General features: G+C 69.9%; 23 protein-coding genes. 10 read left to right on the top strand and 13 right to left on the bottom strand.

Going from position 1 to position 25103, the window contains the following annotated elements; all coding sequences use genetic code 11:
• Positions 1-129 precede the first annotated feature (129 nt).
• Positions 130-423, top strand: coding sequence for a WhiB family transcriptional regulator (locus LUX31_RS00560; protein WP_328285636.1), 294 nt, complete (start codon positions 130-132; stop codon positions 421-423).
• Positions 424-464: 41 nt separating this feature from the next.
• Positions 465-2054: a cytochrome bc1 complex cytochrome b subunit gene (gene qcrB / locus LUX31_RS00555; RefSeq protein WP_235472523.1), complete on the top strand. Its 1590-nt coding sequence runs from the start codon at positions 465-467 to the stop codon at positions 2052-2054.
• Positions 2055-2074: 20 nt separating this feature from the next.
• Here qcrB and LUX31_RS00550 read toward each other — a convergent pair whose 3' ends face one another.
• Positions 2075-2764, bottom strand: coding sequence for a sigma factor-like helix-turn-helix DNA-binding protein (locus LUX31_RS00550; protein ID WP_235472522.1), 690 nt, complete (start codon positions 2762-2764; stop codon positions 2075-2077).
• A gap of 218 nt (positions 2765-2982) precedes the next feature.
• Here LUX31_RS00550 and LUX31_RS00545 point away from each other — a divergent pair, with 218 nt between their 5' ends.
• From LUX31_RS00545 to LUX31_RS00515, 7 genes are all read left to right on the top strand, one after another.
• The gene (locus LUX31_RS00545) at positions 2983-3966 is read left to right on the top strand and encodes an alpha/beta hydrolase (protein ID WP_235472521.1); all 984 of its coding nucleotides are present in this window, start codon (positions 2983-2985) and stop codon (positions 3964-3966) included.
• A gap of 113 nt (positions 3967-4079) precedes the next feature.
• Positions 4080-5039, top strand: coding sequence for a patatin-like phospholipase family protein (locus LUX31_RS00540; protein WP_235472520.1), 960 nt, complete (start codon positions 4080-4082; stop codon positions 5037-5039).
• Complete coding sequence (locus LUX31_RS00535; RefSeq protein WP_235472519.1) at positions 5036-6259, top strand: macrolide family glycosyltransferase; 1224 nt, start codon at positions 5036-5038, stop codon at positions 6257-6259. Before LUX31_RS00540 ends, LUX31_RS00535 begins: the two co-directional genes overlap by 4 nt.
• Before the next feature lie 6 nt (positions 6260-6265).
• Positions 6266-6751, top strand: a complete 486-nt coding sequence (locus tag LUX31_RS00530; protein ID WP_235472518.1) for a hypothetical protein — start codon at positions 6266-6268, stop codon at positions 6749-6751.
• Positions 6748-7689 carry a cutinase family protein gene (locus tag LUX31_RS00525; protein ID WP_235472517.1) on the top strand — a complete coding sequence of 314 codons (942 nt, stop codon included), beginning with the start codon at positions 6748-6750 and terminating at the stop codon, positions 7687-7689. Before LUX31_RS00530 ends, LUX31_RS00525 begins: the two co-directional genes overlap by 4 nt.
• 115 nt (positions 7690-7804) lie before the next feature.
• Positions 7805-10576 carry an ATP-binding protein gene (locus LUX31_RS00520; RefSeq protein ID WP_235472516.1) on the top strand — a complete coding sequence of 924 codons (2772 nt, stop codon included), beginning with the start codon at positions 7805-7807 and terminating at the stop codon, positions 10574-10576.
• Positions 10577-10693: 117 nt separating this feature from the next.
• Positions 10694-11686 (top strand): IS630 family transposase, encoded by a 993-nt coding sequence (locus LUX31_RS00515; protein ID WP_443046040.1) that lies wholly within the window; start codon positions 10694-10696, stop codon positions 11684-11686.
• A gap of 17 nt (positions 11687-11703) precedes the next feature.
• Here LUX31_RS00515 and LUX31_RS00510 read toward each other — a convergent pair whose 3' ends face one another.
• The 8 genes from LUX31_RS00510 to LUX31_RS00475 form a co-directional block, all read right to left on the bottom strand.
• A complete protein-coding gene (locus LUX31_RS00510) occupies positions 11704-11883 on the bottom strand; it encodes a hypothetical protein (protein WP_235472515.1) in 180 nt (59 codons plus the stop codon).
• A 77-nt stretch (positions 11884-11960) separates the two neighbouring features.
• Positions 11961-12707 carry an SDR family oxidoreductase gene (locus tag LUX31_RS00505; RefSeq protein WP_235472514.1) on the bottom strand — a complete coding sequence of 249 codons (747 nt, stop codon included), beginning with the start codon at positions 12705-12707 and terminating at the stop codon, positions 11961-11963.
• Between the two features lie 106 nt (positions 12708-12813).
• The gene (locus LUX31_RS00500) at positions 12814-14544 is read right to left on the bottom strand and encodes an L-aspartate oxidase (protein WP_235472513.1); all 1731 of its coding nucleotides are present in this window, start codon (positions 14542-14544) and stop codon (positions 12814-12816) included.
• Positions 14545-14637: 93 nt separating this feature from the next.
• A complete protein-coding gene (locus tag LUX31_RS00495) occupies positions 14638-15873 on the bottom strand; it encodes an NAD(P)/FAD-dependent oxidoreductase (protein WP_235472512.1) in 1236 nt (411 codons plus the stop codon).
• Positions 15874-15943: 70 nt separating this feature from the next.
• Entirely contained in the window at positions 15944-16441 is a 498-nt protein-coding gene (locus tag LUX31_RS00490) for an Ohr family peroxiredoxin (protein ID WP_235472511.1), read from the bottom strand.
• A 99-nt stretch (positions 16442-16540) separates the two neighbouring features.
• A complete protein-coding gene (locus LUX31_RS00485; protein WP_235472510.1) occupies positions 16541-17290 on the bottom strand; it encodes a class I SAM-dependent methyltransferase in 750 nt (249 codons plus the stop codon).
• 64 nt (positions 17291-17354) lie between these two features.
• Entirely contained in the window at positions 17355-20006 is a 2652-nt protein-coding gene (gene aceE, locus LUX31_RS00480) for a pyruvate dehydrogenase (acetyl-transferring), homodimeric type (protein ID WP_235472509.1), read from the bottom strand.
• Between the two features lie 7 nt (positions 20007-20013).
• A complete protein-coding gene (locus tag LUX31_RS00475) occupies positions 20014-20772 on the bottom strand; it encodes an SDR family oxidoreductase (protein ID WP_235472508.1) in 759 nt (252 codons plus the stop codon).
• Between the two features lie 175 nt (positions 20773-20947).
• Here LUX31_RS00475 and LUX31_RS00470 point away from each other — a divergent pair, with 175 nt between their 5' ends.
• A complete protein-coding gene (locus LUX31_RS00470) occupies positions 20948-21334 on the top strand; it encodes a cupin domain-containing protein (RefSeq protein WP_235479743.1) in 387 nt (128 codons plus the stop codon).
• A gap of 80 nt (positions 21335-21414) precedes the next feature.
• Here LUX31_RS00470 and LUX31_RS00465 read toward each other — a convergent pair whose 3' ends face one another.
• The 4 genes from LUX31_RS00465 to LUX31_RS00450 all read right to left on the bottom strand — a co-directional run bounded on the left by LUX31_RS00465 (position 21415) and on the right by LUX31_RS00450 (position 25060).
• A complete protein-coding gene (locus tag LUX31_RS00465; protein WP_235472507.1) occupies positions 21415-21888 on the bottom strand; it encodes a carboxymuconolactone decarboxylase family protein in 474 nt (157 codons plus the stop codon).
• An 87-nt stretch (positions 21889-21975) separates the two neighbouring features.
• Positions 21976-23184: a globin domain-containing protein gene (locus tag LUX31_RS00460; RefSeq protein ID WP_235472506.1), complete on the bottom strand. Its 1209-nt coding sequence runs from the start codon at positions 23182-23184 to the stop codon at positions 21976-21978.
• 114 nt (positions 23185-23298) lie between these two features.
• Complete coding sequence (locus tag LUX31_RS00455; protein WP_235472505.1) at positions 23299-23739, bottom strand: RrF2 family transcriptional regulator; 441 nt, start codon at positions 23737-23739, stop codon at positions 23299-23301.
• Positions 23740-23776: 37 nt separating this feature from the next.
• Positions 23777-25060 carry an alginate lyase family protein gene (locus LUX31_RS00450; RefSeq protein WP_235472504.1) on the bottom strand — a complete coding sequence of 428 codons (1284 nt, stop codon included), beginning with the start codon at positions 25058-25060 and terminating at the stop codon, positions 23777-23779.
• Between the last annotated feature and the right edge of the window lie 43 nt (positions 25061-25103).

Raw genomic sequence — 25103 nt, 5'->3', positions numbered from 1 at the left:
TGTCACACCTGTGCCGCTTGCCCGGTCTCAGTGACAAAACCCCCGGCGCCTTCTCGTGGAGCCGAGAAACTCCATGATCGAATTCCGGGGCCTCCTGTCGGACGACGAACTCCGGAGGTCTGATCTCTCATGACTGCTGAACGCGGGGACTATGCCGTGCGGTGGCGCGAACGGGCAGCCTGTCTGCGCGTCGACGACCCCGATCTGTTCTTCCCCATCGGAATAAGCGGCCTGACGCACGTACAGGTCGACGAGGCCAAGGCTGTCTGCCGGCGCTGCCCCGTCGAGGAACAGTGCCTCAACTGGGCCATGTACGTGGGACATGTGGAAGGCATCTGGGGCGGTACGACGGAGAGCGAACGCCGTGCGATGCGGCGACGCGGGGCCCGCCGGGACGAGGACACGGTCTCCACGGCGGCGTGAACGCCGCACCCATTGAGCGATTCATGAATGGTGGTACGGATATGGGTGACGGGGTAAGAGTCGCCGAATGGTTCGAAGGGCGCCTGGGATTTTCCGGTTCGCTCCGGAAGAAAGCGCGGAGAGCCTTCCCGGACCACTGGTCGTTCATGCTCGGCGAGATATGCCTCTACAGCTTCCTCATCATCATCGTGACGGGCGTGTATCTGACGCTGTACTTCCATCCCTCGATGGAGAAAGTGGAGTACCAGGGCAGTTATGCGCCGCTCCGGGGCCAGTTGGTGTCGGAGGCGTTCGACTCGACCATGCACATCTCCTTCGACGTCCGTGGTGGCCTGCTGATCCGGCAGGCCCACCACTGGGCAGCGCTGGTCTTCGTGGCCGCCATGCTCGTCCACATGATGCGGGTGTTCTTCACCGGCGCCTTCCGTAAACCCCGCGAACTCACCTGGGTGTTCGGATTCCTGCTGCTGATCCTCGGGATGTTCGGAGGGCTGACGGGATACGACCTTCCGGACGACCTTCTCTCCGGAACGGGGCTCGCGGTCGTCAACGGAACGATCCTGTCCATCCCGGTCGTCGGCACCTACCTTTCGATGTTTCTCTTCGGGGGCGAGTTCCCGGGGGAGGATCTGGTGGCGCGCTTCAACACGATCCACGTTCTGATCATTCCGGCCATCATGGTGGGACTGCTCGTCGCCCATCTGATCCTGGTCCTGCGCCACAGGCACACGCAGTATCCGGGCCGAGGGTGGACCAACAGGAATGTGGTGGGCCTGCCGCCGAAGGTGCGTGCCGTGAAGTCGGCGGGGTTCTTCTTCCTGGTCTCCGGTGTCATCTTCGTCATGGCCGCGATCGCGCAGATCAACCCCATCTGGGAATACGGCCCCTACCGTGCCGACCAGGTCTCCGCCGGATCCCAGCCCGACTGGTACATGGGTGTGGCGGACGGGCTGCTGCGGGTCATGCCCGGCTGGGAAATCACCTTCGGGGGCTACACCTTGGCCCTCGACAACCTCATCCCGCTGTTGGTCGGCGTCGGTCTCTTCCTCGCCCTGGGCGCATACCCGTTCATCGAATCCTGGGTGACCGGCGACGACCGTGAGCAGAACCTCCTCGACCGACCGCGAAACAGGCCCGTGCGAACGGCACTCGGGGTCGCCTGGATCAGCTTCTATCTGGTGGCGCTGATCGGCGCTGCGAACGACATCATCGCGCTACGCCTCCATGTCTCGGTCAATGCCGTGACATGGGCGGTTCGCATCGGCCTGCTCGTCGTACCTCTCGCCGCCTACGCCATCACGAAGAGGTGGGCTCTCGGTCTCCAGCGCCGGGACCGGGACAAGGTCCTGCACGGCCGCGAGACCGGCATCGTCAAACGCCTCCCGCACGGTGAGTTCGTCGAGGTGCACGAGCCGCTCGGCCAGGAACAACTGCACGCGCTCACCCAGCACGAGCAGTACAGGCCGATCGACGCCCGCCCCTCGGTGAACGGCGAAGGCCCGAACGCCGGATCACGTGCTGCCCGGCGCCTGCGGGCCAGGCTCAGCCGAGGCTTCTACGGCGAAGGGGCGCAGATCACCAAGCCGACCGCGCAGGAGTACCAGGAGATCACCGGCGAGCACCGGCACTGACACCCCCGGGCGGGCGACCCTCAGGACCTGCCGTCCACGTCCGAGCCGGCCTCGGAAAGGACCCGCTCCAGGCCGGCAAGGTCGCCGGACCGGGCTGCCGCGAGGAACGCCTGGACGAGCCGCCGGTGCGCGACGGAGTCCACCGGCCGCCTGCAATGGCCGGTGGCGAGACGCTGCTGGGCGCGGGTGACCTGCTGCCTCGCGTTGGCGATGCTCAGGCGCAGCACCTCGGAGATCCGCCCGTACGGATAGCCGAAACCCTCGCGCAGGACATAGGCCGCCCGTTGACTCGGCGTCAGTGTCTCCATCAGCAGGAGCACCGCCGCCTCGACGGCGTCCCGCTGCTCGGCCACCGTCTCCGGGGTCACCCGGTCGTCCAGGAGTTCCGGGAGCCAGGGGCTGGCGCAGGACTCCCGGCGCCTCCAGGCGGACTGGACGACGTTGAGGGCCAGCCTGCTGGTGGTCGTCCTGAGCAGCGCCGACGGGTTCAGGACGAGCGTGCGGTCCGTGCCCTGCCAGCGGAGCCACGCCTCCTGGATGACGTCCTCGGCCTCGTTCGCGTTGCCGACGATCCGGCCCGCGATCCTGAGCAGTCCGGGTCTGGCGCGGACGAACACCGACGTCGCGGCGTCCAGGTCACCGGTCGTCGGGCGGGTCGTCGTACCGGCCGTCTCCCGACCCTGTCTGCCTTGGACCGGATACGTGTACACGACCGGCTCCTCTGCTCGCTCCGGGGGCAACGGCTTGAAGGGTTGCGATGGCCAGCGTCCCGCCCGGAGGCAGCCGAGCGCGCCCGTAGGAACCCGTAGGAGACCCCGTGGTCCTGCCACGGCGGATCCGTGGCCGGGCGGGCCTGTCACACCTTCCGCACGTGCCCTGTCATAGAGGTGACAGTGGGCACGAGCCTGCCGACCCAAGGAGTGCCGTGATGACGAAGCACGTTCTTGAGACCGCGGCTCAGGAACTCGCGGACACGACGTCCCTCCCGCCGTTCCTGCACGAACTGGGTCCGGAAGGTGCCCGCAAGTTCCTGGACGAACTGCAGGCGGAGCCGGTGGAGATGCCGGACGTGGACGAGAAATGGATCACGGTGCCCGCCGAGGTGGGCGACGTGCCGGTCCGCATCGTGAGGCCCCTCGGTGGTCGCGGCACACTGCCGGTCGTCCTGTACGTGCACGGCGGGGGCTGGGTCATGGGCAGCGCCGGCACCCATGACCGTCTGGTGCGCGAGCTGGCCGTCGGGACGAACGCCGCCGTCGCCTTCGTGGAGTACGACCGCGCGCCCGAGGCCAGATACCCGGTCGCCGTCGAACAGGCCTACGCGACGGCCCGGTGGATCACCGCGAACGGCGCCGAACTCGGCCTGGACTCCTCCCGCCTGGCCGTGGCCGGCGACTCCGTCGGCGGCAACATGACCGCCGCCCTGACCCTCATGGCCAAGCGACGCGGTGATGTGACCTTCGTGCACCAGTCGCTGTACTACCCCGTCACCGACGCGGCCCAGAACACCGACAGCTACCGGGAGTTCGCGGACGGCCCCTACCTCACGGCCAGAGCCATGGCCTGGTTCTGGGACTGCTACACCCCCGACCCGGCCCGCCGGACGGAGATCACCGCCTCACCACTCCTCGCGAGCCTGGAGGAACTGCAAGGACTGCCGCCCGCACTCGTCATCGTCGACGGCAGCGACGTACTGCGGGACGAGGGAGAGGCGTACGCCCGCCGGTTGACCCAGGCCGACGTACCCACCGTCAGCATCCGAATCAACGGCGCCCCGCACGACTTCATGATGCTCAACGCCCTCCGGGCCACCCAGGCCGCGGCCACCGCGGTGGACCAGGCGATCCACACCCTGCGCACCGCTCTGCACGGCACGGACGCAGACGTTCATGGCCGACAAACACGGTGGTAGCCCGGGACTCACACGCTGTGATCGTGGCGGCGGTGTCACAGATCGAGTGGTAGCCCGGTCCTCCTTGCGGGACCACATCCGATTCAGCGCCATGGGAAGAAAGGTTGATCACCGTGAGGGTCACTCGTCCCCCGTCATCGAACCGGCCGCCCGGGGAGCCGACATCGGCGGGTCTGCGCGCCCTTCCCCGCCCCGTGGCGGTGGTCGTGGGCGCCGGTGGGGTGCTCGGGGCGGCCCACGTCGGTGTCGGGTACGCGCTGGAGCAGCGCGGATTCGTCCCGGACATGATCATCGGGACCTCGGTGGGCGCCCTCAACGGGGCGATCGCGGCGACCCACCCCGAGCGGGCCGCCCCATGGCTGGACCACGTGTGGACCCAGTTGCGACGCCGTGAGGTGTATCCGCTCGGCTATCTGTCCTCACGGGCCAGCCTCTTCACCGACCGCGGCCTGCGCCGCCTGATCGCCCGGGCCGGACTGCCGTCGCGGATCGAACAGCTGGCCGTCCCCTTCACCGCGGTGGCCATGGACCTGGTCACCGGCACTCCGGTGCTGCTCGATCACGGAGACCTCGAATCCGCCCTGCTGGCGAGCGCCGCCATTCCCGGCGTACTGCCCCCGGTGGAACGCGGGGGCCGCACCCTCGTCGACGGCGGAGTGGTCGCCTACGTCCCGGTACTGGCGGCCCAGCAGGCCGGGGCGGCCAGCATCGTCGTGGTGGCGACCGGGCCGGAGAGCTCGCCCCTGCAACCCATCGACCCGCGCCGACGCGCCGGTGCGATCGCCGCCAGGGCCGGGCTGCTCCTGCTGCGCCACCAGATCGAACGTGACCTGCACGAGGTGTCCAAGCACCTGCCGACCGTGGTGCTTCCCACCGGCATCGAGGCCTGGCCCGCCCCCTGGGACTTCCGCCACTCCCAGCGCCTGATCAACACCGCCTCCCGCACGGCGGGGCACTTCCTCGACGGGCTGCACATCGACGGGCCGGGCCTGTACCGCGTCGACGCCCCCTCGACGGCACCCGCCCTTCGTGGCGGGGCGACAACTTCGTCCCCATTGGAGGCAGGCCTGTGAGCACCATCGCGTTCCTCAACATCGGCATGCACGGCCATGTCAATCCGACGCTGCCGCTCGTGGCCGAACTGGTCCGGCGCGGCCACACCGTCAGCTACCACACCACGCCCGAGTTCCAGGACGAGATCGAGGCCGTCGGCGGGACCGTGCACCTCTACCGCGGGGGCGACCAGCCGTTCCCCGACCCGCCGACACCGCTCACCTGGATGGAGGCGCTCGCGACCACCGCCGTACGCTGGCTGCCCGCCGTGCTGAGCGACCTCCGGCGCGAGCCACCCGACCTGATCGTCCACGACAGTGCCTGTCTGTGGGGCGCCGTCGCCGCCCGCGAACTCGGGGTTCCGGCGGTCTCGTCGTTCACCACGTTCGCCTTCAACCGCGAGGTCCCCAGTCCCACCCACGGCTCGAAGGAACTGCTGGACGCCGCGCGGAAGCGGCCCCGCAGCCTCCAGGGCTATCTGCGGTCCCGCTGGGAACTGCACCGGCGCTTCGCCGCCGGTGGACTGCCGCTGATCGACGTGGCGAACATCCGCCAGCCGCTCAACCTCGTCTACACCTCGCGGGAGTTCCAGCCCGCCGCCGAGGACTTCGACCGCTCCTACCGCTTCGTCGGCCCGAGCATCGGCGCCCGCCCGGCCGACCCGTCGTTCCCGTTCGACCGGCTCCAGGACCCCGTCCTGTACGCCTCACTGGGCACGGTGTTCAACGCCGACCCGCAACTGCTGCGCACCTTCGCGACCGCGCTCGCCCCGCTGGGCGGCACCGTGATCGTGTCCACCGGCCAGTCCGACCCCGACGCGCTCGGGCCGCTGCCCGCCAACGTCCTCGCCCGCCGCTTCGTCCCGCAGCCGGACGTACTGGCCCGCGCGGCTCTGTTCGTCACCCACGGCGGCATGAACAGCGTCAACGAGGCCATGTACGCCGGGGTTCCGCTCCTGGTGGTCCCGCAGGGCGCCGACCAGCCGATGGTGGCCCGACGTGTCGTCGAACTCGGCGCCGGTCTGTCGATCCGTACCGAGGACGTCGAAAGGGGCGCCGTACGTGCCCTCGCCCGGCGGCTGCTCCACGAGCCCGGGTTCCGGGCCGCCGCGACCGAACTGCGGGCCGCCCAGCACAAGGCGGGCGGCTATCGGCGGGCCGCCGACGAACTCGAGGAGTATCTGCGGGAGGCCGGCCCGGTCCGGCAGCCGGTGCCCGTCGACCCGTCACCGAGAGGCTGAGCGGCGATGTCTCCCGTCCTCGTGCTGCTGCTGTTCGCCGGGCTGTCGGAGGCGGCCGGACGCATCCTGCCCCTGGTGTCCCGCCGGCCCGGCATGTCCCGCACCTTCGTGGCCGGGCTGCTGGTGGCCGCCGGCCTCGTCGAGGCCACGGTGTTCGCCCTGTGGCCGCTGACCGCCTGGACCCTGGCCGAACTGGTGCTGTCCACCCCGCCACCGGGCACCGGCCTGGAGTGGACGCCGAGCCTGGTCGCCCCGCTGGTGCTCTCCGCCGTCCTCGCCTTCCCGCTGCTCGGGCCCTTCCTCCACCTGGTGGTCTTCGTGGGCGTCGGAGCCGGTCTGGTCGAACCGCTGGCAACCGCGACCGGGCTCGGCTGGTGGAGCGCCGCCGGATGCGTGACCGTCGCGGGAGCCGGTCTCGGCGTCACCGTGGAGGGCGTACGACGGCTGGTCGTACGGGTCAGTGCGACCCGGCCGCCGGAGGTGACCGTATGAACGACTTCCTGCTCTGGGCCTGTCTGCTCGGACCCGCCCTGATCGCCGAAGCCCTGCTGGCCCGCTACGAGGTGCTCGCCTACAGCGCCGGCTGGCGGGCCCCCGTCACCGAACTCCCGGCGGGCACGCCCTACGCCCGCGGCGCGGCCCCCGACAGCCCCCCGGACGCCTACCTCGTCTACCTCGACGGCATCGGCAAGCGCCGCGTCCGCGACACCCGGGACGGCGGCCAGCTGGTCAAGGCCGTGCTCGCCGGGGCGCCGGAGCTACGGGTACTGGGCCAGGTGCAGCCGTACTCGCCCCTGGCCGACCCGCTCGCCGACCGGCCGGCGTGGACGTGGTGGCTGCGCCACCATGCCGGGCTGCTGCTGTTCCTGCACAACGTCATGCAGGTCTTCGTCGCCGCCGACCGCCGGTACCGCCCCTTGTACAACAGGGCCGTCGGCTCACAGATCGCCACCCAGCTCCGGCTCGCCGGGTACGAGCCCGGCAGCGGCATCCCCGTCGTGCTGCTCGGCTACAGCGGCGGCGCCCAGGTCGCCACCGGCGCGGTCGAGGAACTCCACGCCCAGCTGCGCTGCCCGCTCACGGTGATCATGCTGGGCGGGTTCCACAACGGCGCCAACGACCTCGCCCACGCCGACCACGTGCATCAGCTCACCAGCGCGGGCGACCGGATCGAACGGGTCGGTACCTGGATCTTCCCGCAGCGCTGGCGACATTTTCGCGGCAGCAAATGGAATCGCGCCGACCGTGCCGGGAAGATCACCGTGCACCGGCTCGACCCGGCCACCCACCTCGGCCCACGCAGCTACATCAGCCCGGCGGGCCGACTGCCCGACGGCCGCAGCTACCTCGACCGCACCACCGAGACCGTGATCGCGATCGTCCGCGCCCAGCGGGGCGCGAGCGCGGAGACGGACCTCCCACGACCGTAGGGGAACAGGTCCGGCCGGCAACAAGTGCCTGTCTTTGCTTCCACAACCACACCAGCACGGCGATCGGGAGGCGTATTACGATACCGACCGGGGTGTGTCAGACAGGAGAACTGCCATGGCGAGGAGCGGTGCGGGCGCCGGACTCCTCGGAAGGCAGCACGAATGCCAGGCCCTCGACGCCCTGCTCGCCGGCGCCAGGGCCGGGCGCAGTGGGGTACTGGTCCTGCGCGGTGAGGCGGGGATCGGCAAGACCGAACTGCTGAAGTACTTCCTCGGCCGGGCCACCGGATGCCGCACGGTCAGGTTCTCCGGCGTCCAGTCCGAGATGGAACTCTCCTACGCCGGACTGCACCAGCTCTGCGCTCCGCTGCTGGCCGGCCTCGACCAGCTGCCCGAGCCGCAACGCGACGCACTCGGAACGGCGTTCGGACTGCGGGGCGGCGCCGCGCCCGACCGGTTCCTCGTGGGCCTGGCGACGCTGAGCCTCATCGCGGACGCCGGCGGGAACCGGCCGCTGGTCTGCCTCGTCGACGACGCGCAGTGGCTGGATCGCGCCTCCGCACTGACCCTGGCGTTCGTCGCCCGCCGGCTGCTCGTGGAACCGGTCGCCCTGGTCTTCGCCGTCCGTGAACTGAGCGCAGGTGAGGCTCTGGACGGTCTGCCCGAGCTGCCCGTGACGGGCCTGTCCGAGAGCGACTCCCGCGAACTCCTCGACTCGGTCGTCACCGGGCCGCTCGACCAGCGGGTGCGCGACCGGATCGTCGCCGAGTCGCGCGGCAACCCGCTGGCCCTGCTGGAACTGCCTCGCGGGGCGACCGCGACGCAGATGGCGGGCGGCTTCGGGCGCCCCGACACGCTGTCCCTGCCGAGCCAGATCGAACAGGACTTCCTCCGCCGCGTCCAGGCGCTGCCCGCCGAGACCCGGCGCCTGCTGTTCACCGCCGCCGCCGAACCGATCGGCGACGTGACGCTGCTTCGGGGCGCCGCCGAACGGCTGGGCATCGACGTCGACACCGCAGCCTCCCACCCCGACGCGGCGGAGTTGATCACGCTCGGCACCTGGGTACGTTTCCGGCACCCGCTGGTGCGCTCGGCGGCCTATCGCGCGGCGAGCCCGCAGGACCGGCGCGCGGCGCACCAGGCACTCGCCGACGCGACCGACGCCCGGCTCGACCCCGACCGCAGGGCCTGGCATCTCGCCGCCGCGACCCCGGGACCCGACGAGACGGTCGCCGCCGAACTGGAGCGCTCCGCGGACCGGGCACAGGCACGCGGCGGCATCGCGGCGGTGGCCGCGTTCCTCCAGCGCGCGGCCACACTCACGCAGGATCCCGCCCGGCGGGCGCAGCGCGCGGTCGACGCCGCACAGGCGACCCTCCACGCCGGCGCCTTCGAACCGGCGGCGGCCCTCCTCACCACGGCGGAGGCCGGCCCCCTCGACGAACTGGGGCGCGCCCGGATCGACGTTCTGAACGCCGGGATCGCGTTCGCCCAGAACCGTGGCAGCGAGGCACCCGAGCTGCTGCTCGCCGCCGCCCGCCGGTTCGGGCCGCTCGATGCCGCACTCGCCCGCGACACCTACCTGGACGCCGTCGCGGCGGCGATATTCGCCGGCCGGCTGGCACACGGACCGGGACTGCCGGAGGTGGGCGAGGCAGCGCGCGCCGCGCCGCCGCCCCAGCGGCCGTCACGGCTGCCCGACCTGCTGCTGGACGCCGTCGCCGTGCGCCTCACCGACGGGTATCCGGCCTCGGTGCCGATGATGGGACGCGTCGTCGAAGCGTTCTGCGACGAGGAACTCCCCGTCCAGGACGCCCTGCGCTGGCTCTGGCTCGCCGGGGTCCTCGCCGCGGATCTGTGGGACGACGAGCGGGGGCACCTGCTCGCGGCCCGTCATCTGACGATCACTCGCAACGTCGGCGCGCTCAGCGCCCTGCCCGACGTACTGGATTCCCGCGCACACGCGCACCTCTTCGCCGGGGAGCTGACGGCGGCCGCGTCGCTGGTCGACGAGGTCGAAACGGTGTGCGCGGCGATCGGGAGCACGCCGATGCGCGTACTGCCGCTCGGCCTGGCCGCCTGGCGAGGCCGCGAGAGCGAGGCCCGGGCGCTGATCGACGCGATCATGGCCGAGGCGGTACCGCGGGGGCAGGGGGCCGCCGTCACCGTCACGCACTGGTACCGAGCGGTGCTCTGCAACGGCCTCGGCCAGTACGCGGAAGCGCTGACCGCGGCCCAGGAGGCAGCCGCCCACCCGTACGAGTTCGCGTCGCCGCGCTGGGGTCTGGTCGAGCTGATCGAGGCAGCCGTACGCAGCGGCTCGCCCGAGTCGGCCACCGACGCGCTCGACCAGCTCTCCGTGGCGACCCGGGCCAGCGGCACTGACTGGGCGCTCGGTGTCGAAGCGCGCTCGCGGGCCCTCCTGAGCGAGGGCGACGCGACGGAGCTGCTCCACCGCGAGGCGATCGAACGGCTCGCCCGGACCCGGGCCCGCGTGGAGCTGGCCCGCGCACACCTCCTGTACGGCGAATGGCTGCGCCGCGAGAACCGCCGCGTCGACGCCCGTGCCCAACTGGGCGTCGCCCACGACATGTTCGGCGAGTTCGGTGCCGAGGCGTTCGCCGAACGCGCGCGAAGCGAGCTGCAGGCCGCAGGGGCGAAGGTGCGCAGCCAGGTCGTCGCGACGCCCGCGGCCCTCACCGCCCAGGAGGCGCAGATCGCCCGCCTCGCCGGCGAAGGGCTCACGAACTCCGAGATCGGCGTCCAGCTGTTCATCAGCCGCCACACGGTCGAATGGCACCTCCGCAAGGTGTTCTCCAAGCTCGGCATCTCCTCCCGCAAGGAGATCCGAACCCTCAGCCTCGAAGGCGAGGCGACACCGGCCTAGTGTTGCGTGTTTGAAGTAGATTTACGTTTGCAGTTTCGGGACAATGGAGCTGTGTATCTGGCCGCTGCGTTGCAGCTCCGTGAGGGTGACCGGTCGCGCCTGGAGGCGTTGACGCGGATGTCGACGGCCCCGGCGGGGTTGGTGCAGCGGGCGCGGATCCTGCTGCTGGCGGCGGAAGGTGTGCCCAACACGGACATTGCCGTCCGGTTGGGGACGTCGCGTCCGACCGTGCTGAAGTGGCGTGGCCGCTACGAGGAGTCGGGCATCGAGTCGCTGGGCGACCTGCCGCGCCCGGGCCGGCCCGGGACGGTGGACGAAGTTGCCGTGCTGGTGTCCACGCTGGCTGAGGACGGCAGGCCGCCGGCGCACCTGGCGGTCACGCACTGGTCGTCGCGGCTGCTTGGGAAGGAGCTGGGGCTGGCCTACTCCACCATCGCCAAGATCTGGCGCAAGTGGGGCATCCAGCCTCATCGGGTGGAGACGTTCAAGTTCTCCACCGACCCCGCGCTGGAGCCGAAGATCCGTGACATCGTCGGTCTCTACCTGGCGCCGCCGGAGAAGGCGGTCGTGGTCTGCGTGGATGAGAAGACGCAGATACAGGCGCTGGACCGCACCGCCCCGATCCTGCCGCTGCGGCCGGGCCTGCCGGAACGGCAGACCCATGACTACAAGCGCAACGGGACCACCTCTCTGTTCGCCGCCCTGGAAGTCGCCACCGGAAGGATCAGCGCCGACGCGTGCTTCGAGCGGCACACCAACGCCGAGTTCCTGGCCTTCCTCAAGCAGGTCGCCAAGGCCCACCCACGCGTGAAACTGCACGTCGTGGTCGACAACTACGCCACCCACAAGCACGCCAACGTAAAAGCGTGGCTGGCGAAGAACCCGCGGGTGACCCTGCACTTCACGCCCACCTCCTGCTCGTGGCTCAACCTCGTCGAGGTCTTCTTCGGGATCATCACCCGCCAGGCCATACGACGCGGCACCTTCGAGTCCGTCCCCGACCTCAAGGCCGCCATCCGCGCCTTCATCGACGGCTACAACACCCGCTGCGAACCCTTCACCTGGACCAAAACCGCCGACCAGATCCTCGACAAGATCAAACGTAAATAGACTTCAAACACGCAACACTAGCGCAGCCGGTGCAGAGCGTCGGAAATGGCTTCCATCCGTTTGTCGACGTCCACGAGTTCCCGGCGCAGTTCGGCGGCGCGGGTTTCCAGTTCGGTGGCTTCGGCGGTCAACGACACGACTGTGGCCGCCATTCCTTCCCGGTTCTCCGAAATCGTCAATTCCCTGTGGTCGGGCATGGAAGGCCATTTCCTCGTGAGCGGAGTTCACAGCGGAATGTGGTCCCCTGCCCGCGGGCAGGGGACCACCGGCAGGACTACTGCTGCCGCGCGAGCCAGTCCGTGAACCGGGTCTCGGCGATCTGCGCGCCCGGTCCCGGGACGAGCGTGTTCTCCTGCACCTCGGCACCGGAGTACGGGGCGTGCGGGTCCGTGACGACATGGCGGGGGTCGCCCTTGGCGGCGAGCCCCTTGCGGATCAGCTCGTCGAGCTGGAACACGTCGGGTCCCGCGACCTCCACGAGACCGTTGAGCGGGGAGCCGACCGCGGTGCGGCCGACGGCCGCGGCCACGTCGTCGGACCAGATGGGCTGGATCTTGACCGGGGCCAGGCGCACCCTGTCGCCCTCGGTCGACATGTCCGCGATGCCCTTCATGAACTCGAAGAACTGGGTGGCGTGGACGATGGACCAGGGGATCCCGGACTCCTTGATCAGGTCCTCCTGGACCTGCTTGGCGCGGAAGTAGCCGCTCGCCTGGAGGCGCTCGGTGCCGACCACGGACAGTGCCACGTGGTGGGTGACACCGGCCTCGGTCTCCGCCTTGAGGAGGTTGGTCGTGGAGGTGCGGAAGAACTCCATGACGGCGTCGTCCGCGAAGGAGGGCGAGTTGGACACGTCGACCACGACCGACGCGCCCTCCAGGACCTCGGCCAGACCCTCGCCCGTCAGCGTGTTGACGCCGGTGTTGGGCGCCGCCGCGACCGCCTCGTGGCCGTGCGCGTTGAGCTTGCCGACCACCTTCGAGCCGATGAGTCCGGTTCCACCGATCACTACGACCTTCATAACGGATTCCTTCCGGAGGTTCATTCTCTGTACTAGGAGAGACAGGGCAGTGGCCCCAGGTGTGACAGGGATTTCCCGGAATCGGGAAAACTTCTCACTCGACTTCTCACTCGACGAGCTTTCCCTCGGTCGAGACTTCCCCCATCAGCGAGGAAATCTCGTCAGGGATGGCCGGAATGCTCTCGCGGGTGATACCGGTCGTCGGCGACCAGAGGAGATTGACCTGCAGAGCGGGATCCAGGTCGGGATAGTCGCTGCGGTTGTGGCAGCCACGGGTTTCGCGACGTTCCAGAGCCGCTTCCAGGGTGGCCCGGGCGGCCAGCGCGGCGGACTTGAGGTCGAAGGCGTGCGCGAGGTCCTGGTAGCCGGCGATGTCCGGGTGCACCCCGACGTCCTCCATCCGCTTCTCGATCACCGACAGCTCCGCCAGCCCGGCGCTCAGGCCCTCCTCGTCCCGGACGACTCCCGCGTGCTCCGTCATCGTGTTGCGGATCGCGCGTTGCAGGGCGCGTACGTTCTCGGGTCCGTCGGCCGCGAGGAGGTCGTCGATGTCCGCGCGGGCCTGGGCGACGGCCGACGCCGACCGTGGCTGCGCCGTCAGGGACCGCGAGTAGGCGGCGGCCGCCTGCCCGGTGATGCGGCCGAAGACCAGCAGCTCGATGAGGCTGTTCCCGCCGAGACGGTTGGCGCCGTGCAGCCCGCTCGACGCCTCGCCGATGGCGTACAGCCCCCGCACGTCGGTGCTGTGGTCCTCGGGCCGCACCCACACCCCGCCCATCGAGTAGTGCGCGGTGGGCGCGATCTCGATCGGCTCGCGGGTGATGTCGAGCATCTGGAGGTCGAGGAGGGTCTGGTAGACCCGGGGGAGTCGCGTCATGACCGTCTGCCGTGGCAGGTGGGAGACGTCGAGCCAGACGCCCCCCTTGGGCGTTCCGCGTCCTTCCTTGATCTCCGTGTAGGAGGCCAGGGCCACGCGGTCTCGGGTGGACAGTTCCATGCGGTCGGGGTCGTAGCGGGCCATGAAGCGTTCCCCGAGCGCGTTGCGCAGGATCCCGCCCTCGCCCCGGGCTGCCTCGCTGACCAGGGTGCCGGCCGCGTTCTCCGGCTCGATGATCCCGGACGGGTGGAACTGCACCAGCTCGGCGTCGCGCAGCCGGGCACCGGCCTCGACGGCCAGTCGGAAGGAGTCGCCCGTGTTCTCGTCCCGTCGTGAGGACGTACGCCGCCAGATACGGGTGTGGCCGCCCGCGGCGAGGATGACCGCGTCCGCGTGGATCAGGTAGCGCTTGCCGTCGGTGAGGTCGAAGCCGTAGGCGCCGAAGACCGCGCCGTCGTGCACCAGCAGCCGGGTGATGTAGACGCCGTCGAGCACGGGGAGCTTCAGCTGTTCCGCGCGCCTGATGAGCGTGCGCTGGATCTCCAGGCCCGTGTAGTCGCCCGCGAAGGCGGTACGCCGGAAGGTGTGCGCGCCGAAGAAGCGCTGGGAGATCCGGCCGTCCTCCTCCCTGGCGAAGGCCATGCCGTAGCGCTCCAGGTCGTCGATGCCCCGGGCGGCACCCTGGGTGACGATCTCGGCCGTGCGGGGGTCGGCCAGCAGGTAGCTCTCCTTGAGGGTGTCGGCCGCGTGCTGCTGCCAGCTGTCCTCGGGGTCCATGGTGGCCAGGGCCGCGTTGATGCCACCGGCGGCGAGCGCCGTATGCGCGTCGTCCTTGGGACGCTTGCCGACCGCGAGGACGTCGACACCGGCCTCGGCGAGTTCGATCGCCGCCCGGAGCCCGGCACCTCCCGTGCCGATCACCAGCACCGTCGTGGAAAGCTGTTGTTCGTCGATAGCCACCGTTCACTCCGATCGCGGGGGTTGTCACTCAGTACGACCAGGTCGTCCCGGGATCTGTGACACGCATGGTGGGTGACACCGTGTGTTCCGGTGTCACGGCAGGATGCGGTCCAGCGGTACGTCCGGGTCGGCGAGGACCGTGCCGTCGAGGTCGGCCCCGGACGCGGCGAGGGCCCGGATCGGTTCGATGACGTCCCAGACATTGACGCTCATGCCCGCCTGGACCCGCTTGCCCGCCATCCAGAAGCAGACGAACCGTCGTTCGGACGGCTCCCCACGGAAGACGACCCGGTCGTAGCCCCCGGGCTCCGTGTAACCCGTGTACTCCATCCCGAGGTCGTACTGGTCCGTGTAGAAGTACGGCAGCCTGTCGTAGACGGCGTCCTCGCCGAGCATGGAGAGCGCCGCCACCTCCGGCTGCCGCAGGGCGTTGGCCCAGTGCTCGACACGGAGATGGCGACCGAGCAGCGGGTGGTAGGCGTTGGCGACATCGCCCGCCGCGTGGATGTCGGCCACCGAGGTCCGCAGACGCTCGTCGGTGACGATGCCGTTGCGCACCTCCAGGCCCGCCTCCTGGGCCAGCTGGACATTGGGCGTGATCCCGACGCCCACGACGACGGCGTCCGCGTCCAGATGTCTGCCGTCGGCCAGCCGTACGCCGTCCACGCGCCCGTCCGTCCCGGTGAGGGACTCCACCTCCACGGTGGGCAGTATGTCGACGCCGTGATCGGCGTGCAGCGCCGCGAACACCTCGGCCGCCTCCCGCCCGAGCACCTTCAGCAGGGGAAGCTCCGAGTGGTTGAGCACCGTCACCTCGGCGCCGGCCATGCGGGCGGCAGCGGCGGTCTCCAGGCCGATCCACCCGGCCCCGACCACCACGATCCTCGCCCCCGGCCGGAACACGGACTTGAGCCGTTCGCTCTGTCCCACCCGGCGCAGATACAGGACGTTGTCGAGATCCGCACCCGGGACGGACAGCCGACGCGGGGACGAGCCGGTGGCCAGGAGCAGTTTGGCGTACGGGACTTGACGGCCGTCGTCCAGTTCCACCGTCCGCGCCCGCGGATCGACCGCGCGGGCACGCGTGTCCAGCAGCAGGTCGACGCCGTGCTCCCGGTACCAGTCGTCGGGGTGCACGAAGATCGAGTCGCGCTCCTCCTTCCCCAGCAGATACCCCTTGGAGAGCGGCGGCCGGATGTACGGCTTCTCGGCCTCGTCGCCGATGATGACGAGCGGCCCGCTGTGGCCGTGCTTCCGCAGTGCCTCCGCGGTCCTGCCTGCGGCCAGACCGCCACCGACGATCACGAAAGTGTTCACGGGGTTCCTCATCTCCGATGCGGCGTGGGACACCCATGAGACCGCGCAGCGCCCTGTCCTGTGACAGTGGACGGCTGGACCGCTACGGAGCCAACGTGATGGTCGTCGGCGTTCCCTGCCAGGCCATTTTCGCGTACGGGCACAGCGAATCGGCCTTCTCCAGCAGCGGGGCGGCGGTCTCCGGATCGATGCCCGGCCACCGGACCAGCAGGTCGACGCGCAGCAGATAGCCGCCGTCCTCCGGGTCCCGCCCGAAGGCCACCGTCGCCTCCACGGAGATCTCGGTGGGATCCAGCGGCACCTGCCGTGCCACCAGGCTCAACGCCCCGTGGTAGCAGGCGGCGAAGCCGGCGGCGAACAGCTGCTCGGGATTCGTGCCCCGACCGTCGCCGCCCAGTTCGGCGGGCATCCGCAGATCGAGATCAAGGGCTCCGTCGGCCGAACGCGCCCTGCCCGAGGCCCGCCCATGACTCGCTGTCCCGCCGCTCACGGTCACTGTCGTGGTGTAGATGGGGGCGAAGGACTCTCCGCCGAAGTCCATCTCGGTGGACAGATCGGGCAGCGGACTCTGGTCGGTCATCGCGCGACTCCGTCGATGTGCTGGGGGAAGGCCTGGGCCCCGGACATCCGGTTGACCGACAAGTAACCCCGCTTGTGACAACCGTCCGGTACGGACTCCTCAGCGCCGCACGAGCCGCACCGCCAGCACGGCGGGATCGGTCCGCCCGGACAGCGGAGCGAAGCCGCACTCCGCCAGTTCCCCGATCACCTCCCCACGGGTGGTCGGCCACATCCAGAACGTCTCGTGGTGCTCCCGCAGCACCCCGCCCTCGCCCCGCACCCAGTAGTGGAAGCGGGTCCGGATCCGGTTCGCGTCGGCCGACGCGACCATGCGTCCGCCGTACTCGTGCTGGCCGATCCGCTGCGTCGGCAGATCGTGCGTGGTCTCACGGCGCGGGAGACGGGCGGGCGGGAGCTGGACGAGCAGCACACCTCCGGGTACGAGTGCTCCGGCGACGGCCGGCCACAGGGCGCGCCGTGAAGCCGGGTGGAGACAGGCGATCGTGTTGTGGCACACGGCCACGTCGGCCACCCCGTGCAGTTCGGCCTCGTCGAGCCGATGGGGGTGCACGGTGACCCGCCTCCGCAGGTCGGCGGGCAGCGACGCGAGGCGCGTCATCAGCGGGGACCGCATGGAACGGGTGGGCTCGACGGCATGCACCGGGACCCGCGATTCGAGCAGGCTCATCAGCGTGACCCGTCCGGTGCCGGCGCCGACGTCCAGCACACCGAGACGGGCCCTGCCGACAGCGTCGCCGTACAGCCGGTGCACACGGGCCCCGTCCCGCTCCGCCTGCAGGACGTCGTAGAACTCGGCGCTGATCGCGTAGTCGTCCGACTCCTCCCGGCCGGGAGGAGCGACGGACACCGCTGAGGGGAAAGGGTGCATGTCACTGGCTCACTTTCGACGCGCCGTGCCTTCGACGAGGTGTTCAGCCCTGCCAGTCGTAGCGGTCGCGCGCTCGCACGACCGTTTCCGCATCGACCGCGCCGGTCCGCGCCAGCTGGTCCAGGGCGGCGACGACGATCGATTCGGCGTCCACGCGGAAGTAACGGCGTACGGCGTCACGGGTGTCCGACAGTCCGAAGCCGTCCGTGCCGAGTGACGAGTAGTCCTGCTCGACCCACTGGCTGATCTGGTCGGGCACCTGCCGCATCCAGTCGCTGACCGCGAGCACGGGCCCCTGTACGCCGGACAGCGCGGCCGTCACGTACGGGACGCGCTCCTCGCCCCGCAGCCGCGCCCGGTCGACGCACAGGGCGTCGCGGCGCAGTTCCGTCCAGGACGTCACCGACCAGACGCCGGCGTGGACTCCCCACTGGGAGAGGAGGAGTTCCTGGGCCTTGAGGGCCCAGTGGATGGCCGTGCCGGACGCCAGCAGCTGGATGCGCGGGCCCGTGACGTGCGGCTGCACCGGCCGGAAGGGATATATGCCCCGCAGGACGCCTTCCTCGACGTCCGGCCCGCCGGGCATCGCCGGTTGCCGCTTGGGCTCGTTGTAGACCGTCAGGTAGTAGAAGACGTCCTCGGGCGCCTCGCCGTACATGCGCCGCAGCCCTTCCCGGACGATCACCGCGATCTCGTACGCGAAGGCCGGGTCGTAGCTCACGGCGGCCGGATTCGTGGAGGCCAGCAGATGGGAGTGCCCGTCGGCGTGCTGGAGTCCCTCGCCGGTCATCGTCGTACGGCCCGCCGTCGCCCCGACGACGAAGCCGCGGCCCATCTGGTCCGCCAGGGCCCAGAACTGGTCGCCCGTGCGCTGGAATCCGAACATGGCGTAGAAGATGTAGAAGGGGATCATGGGTTCGCCGTGCGTGGCGTACGACGTCGCGGCGGCTGTGAACTCGGCCAGCGACCCGGCCTCGGTGATGCCCTCGTCGATGAGCTGGCCGTCCGTGGCCTCCCGGTAGTGGAGCAGCTGGTCGACATCGACCGGCTCGTAGGTCTGGCCCTTCGGCGAGTAGATCCCGGCCGTTGGGAACAGGGACTCCATGCCGAACGTCCGTGCCTCGTCGGGGATGATCGGCACCCAGCGCGGCCCCGTCCCCTCGACGCGCATCAGGTCCTTGACCAGCCGGACCAGGGCCATGGTGGTGGCCACTTCCTGCTTGCCGAAGCCCTTTCGGAGGACGTCGAACGGGTCGGTCGGCGGCTCCGGCAGTGGCTTGGCCACCACCCGCCGCAGCGGAACGGGGCCTCCCAGCGCGGTACGCCGCTCGCGGAGGTAGCGCACCTCCTCCGAGTCCTCACCGGGGTGCCAGTACGGCACCAGGTCACCGCTCAACGCGCTGTCCGGGATGGGGAGTTCCAGCGCGTCGCGCATCTCACGGAACTGGGCCATCGTCAGCTTCTTCATCTGGTGGTTGGCGTTGCGGGACTCGAACGCCGACCCCAGGGTGTGGCCCTTCACCGTCTGGGCGAGGACGACGGTCGGCTGCCCCCTGTGCTCGACGGCGGCCCGGTAGGCGGCGTACACCTTGAGCGGTTCGTGACCGCCCCGGGAGTTCTCGAACAACTCGGTGAGCTGCGCGTCGCTCAGACCCGCGGCGAGGTGCGACAACTCGTCGCCGACGAAGAAGTGCTTGCGGATGTACGTGGCGTCCCGTGCGGCGTACGTCTGGAGCTGGGCGTCGGGTGTCTCGCCGAGCCGGCGGACGAGGGAGCCGTCCACGTCCTGCCCGAGCACGGAGTCCCAGGCCTCGCCCCACAGGGTCTTCACGACATGCCAGCCGGAGCCCCGGAACCGTGCCTCCAGTTCCTGCACGATCTTGGAGTTGGACCGCACCGGACCGTCAAGGCGTTGCAGATTGCAGTTGACGACGAAGGTGAGGTTGTCGAGGTCCTCACGGGCGGCGAGTTCCAGCGCGGCCGTCGACTCGGGCTCGTCCACCTCCCCGTCGCCCAGGAAGGCCCACACCCGCGACCCGGACGTGTCCTTGATCCCCCGGTTGAGGAGATAGCGGTTGAACCTGGCCTGGTAGACGGCGGCGAGCGGGCCGAGCCCCATCGAGACCGTCGGGAACTCCCACAGCCACGGCAGCCGCCGGGGATGCGGGTACGACGGCAGCCCGTGACCGTCGGCCTCGCGCCGGAAACCGTCCAGCTGCTCCTCGCTCAGCCGCCCCTCCAGGAACACCCGTGCGTAGATCCCGGGGGATGCATGCCCCTGGAGATACAGCTGGTCCCCAGAACCATCGCCGTCCTTGCCCCGGAAGAAATGGTTGAACCCGACCTCGTAGAGCCAAGCCGCCGACGCGTAGGTCGCGATGTGGCCGCCCAGCCCCAGACGTGAACCACGGGTCACCATCGCGGCCGCGTTCCACCGGTTCAGCGCGGTGATCCGGGACTCCATGGCGAGGTCACCGGGGAAGGCGGGCTGGGCGGACGCCGGGATGGTGTTGATGTAGTCCGAGGACAGCAGCCCCGGGAGGGCCACCCCGGACCTGGCCGCGTACTCGTGCACGCGCCGCAGCAGATACACGGCGCGCTCGGGCCCGGTGTGCCGGATGACGGCGTCGAGCGACGCCTGCCATTCGGCGGTCTCCTCCGCGTCACGGTCGGGCAGTTGGTCGAGTTCGCTCACGACGCGATCACCCCTGGGCGTGCACGACGGGCCGCGCCAGCCACTCGGCGAACGACAGATGGCCCACGCGGGGGTTCGTCCGGGGCACCAGGGTCCGTTCCCTCAACTCGGCACCGAAGTACCGGGCCTGCGCGTCCGGGACGACAACCCGCTTGTCACCACGGGCGACCAGCACCTCGTCCGCCAGCTCGTCGAGGTGACGCATCTCGGGCCCGGCGACCTCTGTGACGCCGAACAGCGGGAGCCCTACGGCGACATGGGCGACGGCGACAGCGACGTCCTCTGTCGACACGGGAGGGACGAGGACCGGCGCGACGTGTACGTGGTCGTAGACCGTGTTCTTCTCCACCATGGCCTCGATGGACTCGAAGAACGGTGTGGCCCGCACGATCGAGTGCGGAACCGGCGAACTGCGCACCATGTCCTCCTGGAGCAGCTTCGCGCGAAAGTAGTCCGACCACAGCAGATCGGCCCCCACGGCAGAGAGGACCACATGGTGCTCGACACCGGCCGCGACCGCCGCGCCCAGGAGGTTGGTCGTGGCGGTACGGAAGAACTGGAGCCCCGCCCCCTCGGTGCGCGCGGGCGCGTCGGTGACGTCCACCAGTACCTCGGCGTCCCGCAGTGCCTCGTCGAGACCGTCCCCGGTGATCACGTCGACACCGTGGCGGCGGGACACGGGCACGACCTCCACACCGTGGTCCCGGAGCCGCATCATCGTCCTGGAGCCGATCCGGCCGGTGGCTCCCGCGACAACTACCTTCATCTGGATCCCCTTTCTCCTGCCCATACGACAGGCCACGTACCACTGTTGTGACATCGACTCGCACGGCGACTGTCACAGGACCGGGGCGTATCCGGTCTCCTCGTCGAGAAAGGGTGTGAAAACACCGGATGCAGGAGTCCACGGAGGTGCAACAGTGTCAACCAACGAGGCCTGGATGACCGCGGCGAAGGTGATCCAGGACGTCACGCCGCCCCATATCCCCGAAGGCGCCTCGGGGATGACCCTTCTGGTCGAGTGGCCGCCCGGCAACGTCGGCAGCCCGCCGCACCGTCACTCGGGACCGGCCTTCGGGTACGTGATCGAGGGCGCGGTGCGCTTCGAGCTGGAGGGTGAACCGGAGCGGGTGGTCAAGGCCGGGGAGACCTTCTGGGAGCCGGGCGGCGACGTCATCCACTACCAGGACGGCAACGCCCTGACGGACGCGCCCTGCCGGTTCGTCGTGACCATGCTCTGCGCACCGGGCCAGCCGATGCTCACGTTCGTCGACGAGGACGAACTGGCCGCGCGGGCCCATCTGCGGGCACCGCGTCCCGCGGTCTGACCCGCGCACGACTGAGTCCGTCTCCACGCCGTAGGTCGGGGCGGCGTGGAGACGGACCGTGTGCGCCTGGCCGGAGGGGGTTAGCCGAACTGACCAGGCTGGTAGTCCCCGGCAGGCTGCTGGTTGATGACGTTGATGCGGTTGTAGGCGTTGATGACGGCGATGAGGGAGATCAGGGCGACGAGCTGGTCCTCGTCGAAGTGCTTGGCCGCGTTCGCCCAGGCCTCGTCGGTGACCCCGCCGGCCGCGTCGGCGATACGGGTGCCCTGTTCCGCCAGTTCCAGTGCGGCGCGCTCGGGTTCGGTGAAGACCTTGGCCTCACGCCAGGCGGCGACCAGGTGGAGGCGCTGCGGGGTCTCTCCGGCCGCGGTGGCTTCCTTGGTGTGCATGTCGGTGCAGAAGCCGCAGCCGTTGATCTGGCTCGCGCGGATCTTCACCAGCTCCTGGACCGTGGTCGGCAGGGTCGAGTCCTGCACCAGCTTGCCGGCCGAGTTGATGTGCTTGAGCACCTTCCCCGCGAGCGGGTGGCCGAAGTAGTTGAGACGCGATTCCACGTTGATCTCCCTCGCCGTGTTACGGATACACACGTATGACCGGGTGACCCGGCAACGTGTGACAGCAAGGTGGGCGAGAAGTGGGTCTCATCCCTTGCTGAGCCAGAGGTCGGGTCCGAACACCTCGTAGTGGATGGCGGCGGGGTGCAGCCCCTTGGTCAGCAGCTCACCCCGCACCGCACGCATGAACGGCAGTGGTCCGCAGAGGAAGGCGGTGGTGTCGGGAGCGGGGGTGAGGTGGTCGAGCGTGGCACGGCCGGCGAAGACGTTGGTGCCGGGGGAGCGATGGGCGTCGTTCTCGTACCACAGATGAAGATCCGCGCTGGTCAGACGGCTGATCAGGTCGGCCTGTTCGTCACGGTGGACATGGTCGAGGGGGCTCCGGTCGGCGTGGACGACGGTGACGCGACGCGAGGAGGAGGTGAGGGCGAGATGGTCGAGCATCGACAGCATGGGGGTGATCCCGATCCCGGCGGAGGCTAGAAGGAGAGGGGTGCCGGTCGTCGGCAGTACGAGGTCACCGGCGGGCAGCGAGACGTCGAGGACGTCGCCCACCTTGGCGTTGGCGTGCAGCCAGGACGACACCTCGCCGTCGGGGACGGTGCCGTCGGCGGCCTGCTCCCGCTTGACGGTGATGCGCCAGGTCTTGTGATCGGGCGCGGTGGACAGGCTGTACTGCCGGATCTGGCGGGCGCCGTCGGGCAGTTCGACGCGGACACTGACGTACTGTCCCGGCCGGAAGGGCGTCGTGGGACGGCCGTCGGTCCGGCGCAGGACGAGGGAGACGGCGTCGGCGGACTCCCGGCGGCGCTCGGCTATCTCCAAGCGCCGCCACACCTCGCCGTTCTCCACACCTGCCTCGGCGTACAGCCGGGCCTCGATGGCGATCAGGGCGTTGGCCATCAGCCAGTAGACCTCGTCCCAGGCGGCGCCGACCTCGGGGGTGACGGCATCGCCGAGGACCTCGGCGACCGCTCCGAGGAGGTGGCGTCCGACCAGGGGGTACTGGTCGGGGGTGATCCCCAGGGAGACGTGCTTGTGGGCGATGCGCGAGAGGACGACGTCCGGGCGTTGGTCGGGCCGCTCGACCAGGAGGGTCGCGAAGGCCGCCACCGAACCGGCCAGTGCCTCGCGCTGGGCGCCGGTGGCCTGGTTGGTCCGGTTGAACAACTGCCGCAGCAGCTCCGGGCGTTCCTCGAACAGCCGCCGGTAGAACAGCTCCGTGATCGTGGTCAGCGAGGCTCCCACCACGGGAAGCGTCGCCCGTACGACGGGGACCGACTGAGCAGAGAGCATGGGACACACTCCTTGTTGGATGCCATGGGCAGATGAATTGGTATGTGAGATGCGTATTTTTGATCGCCATGGCCGCCGGGGTCGCGATGTCCGAGCGGTGATAGCGAACAGGCTTCAGTTCGGGGGAGTGCCCAGCGCCAGCAGCACCGGTCCTGTCGGTGACGTCACCAGATCGGCCACGGTCACGCCGTTCAGCGAGGAGTAGAACGCCTCCTGTGCTTGCCGCAGTGCCCGCCGCAGTCGGCAGGCGCCTGCGAGCGGACACGGGGCGTCACCCTCGCAGGTCACGGTCTCCCGGTCCCCCTCCAGCGTCCTGACCAGGTCCCCCACGCGAGTGCTCCGCCCCGCATCGGTGAGCGTCAGCCCACCGTTGCGCCCGCGCCGCGCCTCGATCACCCCCAGGTGCTGCAACTGGGCGATGGCCTTCGCCATGTGCGTATAGGGGACGTTCATGGAGTCGGCGATCTGCCTTGTGGTCAGCAGCTCTTCGCCGTCCACGACGGCCAGGCGCATCACTGCCCGAAGGGCGAGATCCGTGTATCTGGTCAGCCTCACGGTGACACCCTATCAATGTTGCATTGGAGATGCGTATTTAGGGTCCACTCGGGGGCGATGTTATGGAGTCCAGCTGTTCCGCCGCCGGACGCAGCACCCACAGATCCCCGCCCGGCGGCGCCTCCAGCGACGGAACCGCCCGCCGCGCCCGCGCGTCACCGGCGTCGGCGGCCGCGTGGACGACATCGGTCGCCGCGTACCGGAGGAACCCGAGTTCCGGATGCGGCCAGGCGGCGGCCCCCGTCGCGGAGGGCAGCAGATAGTCCACCGCCCTGAACAGGCTCTGCCCGTCCGGGCCCCGGTACGCCCACAGGTTCACGCCGACATGCCGACCGATGGCCGCGAGCCGCGTGTGGGCGACCAGCGAGAACGTCGAATAGTGCCAGCTCCTGGTCCGGGTCAGCTCCTGCGGCTGGCTTCCGTCGGACGCGATCTGTGACGCGATGCGGGTGCTCCGGACGTTCAGGACCGTGCGACGGGCCAGGTCCCTGTCGCCGGTGGCGTAGGCGAGGGCGGCGAGCTGCATGTCGTAGAAGGTGCCGTGGTTGTTGGTCGCGGCGGCCTCCTCCTTGCCGAAGTCGCTGTTCCTGAGCCAGCCGAGGAAGTCGCTGTTCCACCGCGCCATGCCCACGCGATCCGTCCTGGTCCAGCCCGGGGCGCCGGTGTCGAGCAGGGCGAGCGCGTCGAGGACGCTGGTGAAGGACTGCGAGAAGTCGATGATGCCGATGGCCCGGCCGTCGAACCTGCAGGGGATGAACTGGGCGTGGTTCAGGTTCGGGTTCATCCTTGTTGCCGGGTCGAGGAACCAGGTGCGCAGCACCTGCCCCGCCTTCTCGGCATACCGCTTCTGGCCGGTGTAGTACCAGGCGAGGGAGAGGTCGTAGACGGAGTCGAAGGTCTTCTCGACGTCCTGGCGGTCGGTGCCGGAGTCGACCTCGGGATTGCGCTCGCCGTCGCGCTGCACGTACGGGCAGCCCCAGGGGTTGTCGGCGGTCGGGGGAGTGGTGGGCCACCAGTACGGGGCCTGGCTGAGGTAGTCGTGGACGTCGCCGCCGGGCGCGGGCCGTGGCTTGTCGACGACCGTCCAGGGGCCCTGGTTCAGCCATTTGTCGGCGCGGGTCGTCAACGCCCTTACGGCTTGTCGCAGTTGACGGTCGCCGCGATCGAGGCGGAGCTTGGTCTGCTGGAGCCGGGTGCCGTCCAGTACGGCGGTGTGCGGGACCTTGGGCATGGCATGCGCCGAGGCGGCGGGGACAGCGGCGCCGGTGGCGAACGCGGTGAGAGCCACCAGGAGGACGCTCAAGCGTGACAGTGCGCTCATGGATCCACTCCGTTCAGATGGGTGAACGTGCGGTGAGGTGCTC

Origin of the sequence: Streptomyces sp. GQFP (assembly GCF_021545335.1) — a bacterium.
Taxonomy (GTDB): Bacteria; Actinomycetota; Actinomycetes; order Streptomycetales; family Streptomycetaceae; genus Streptomyces.
Note: the sequence above shows the minus strand (reverse complement) of the source record. Positions and strands in the feature narration are given on the sequence as shown.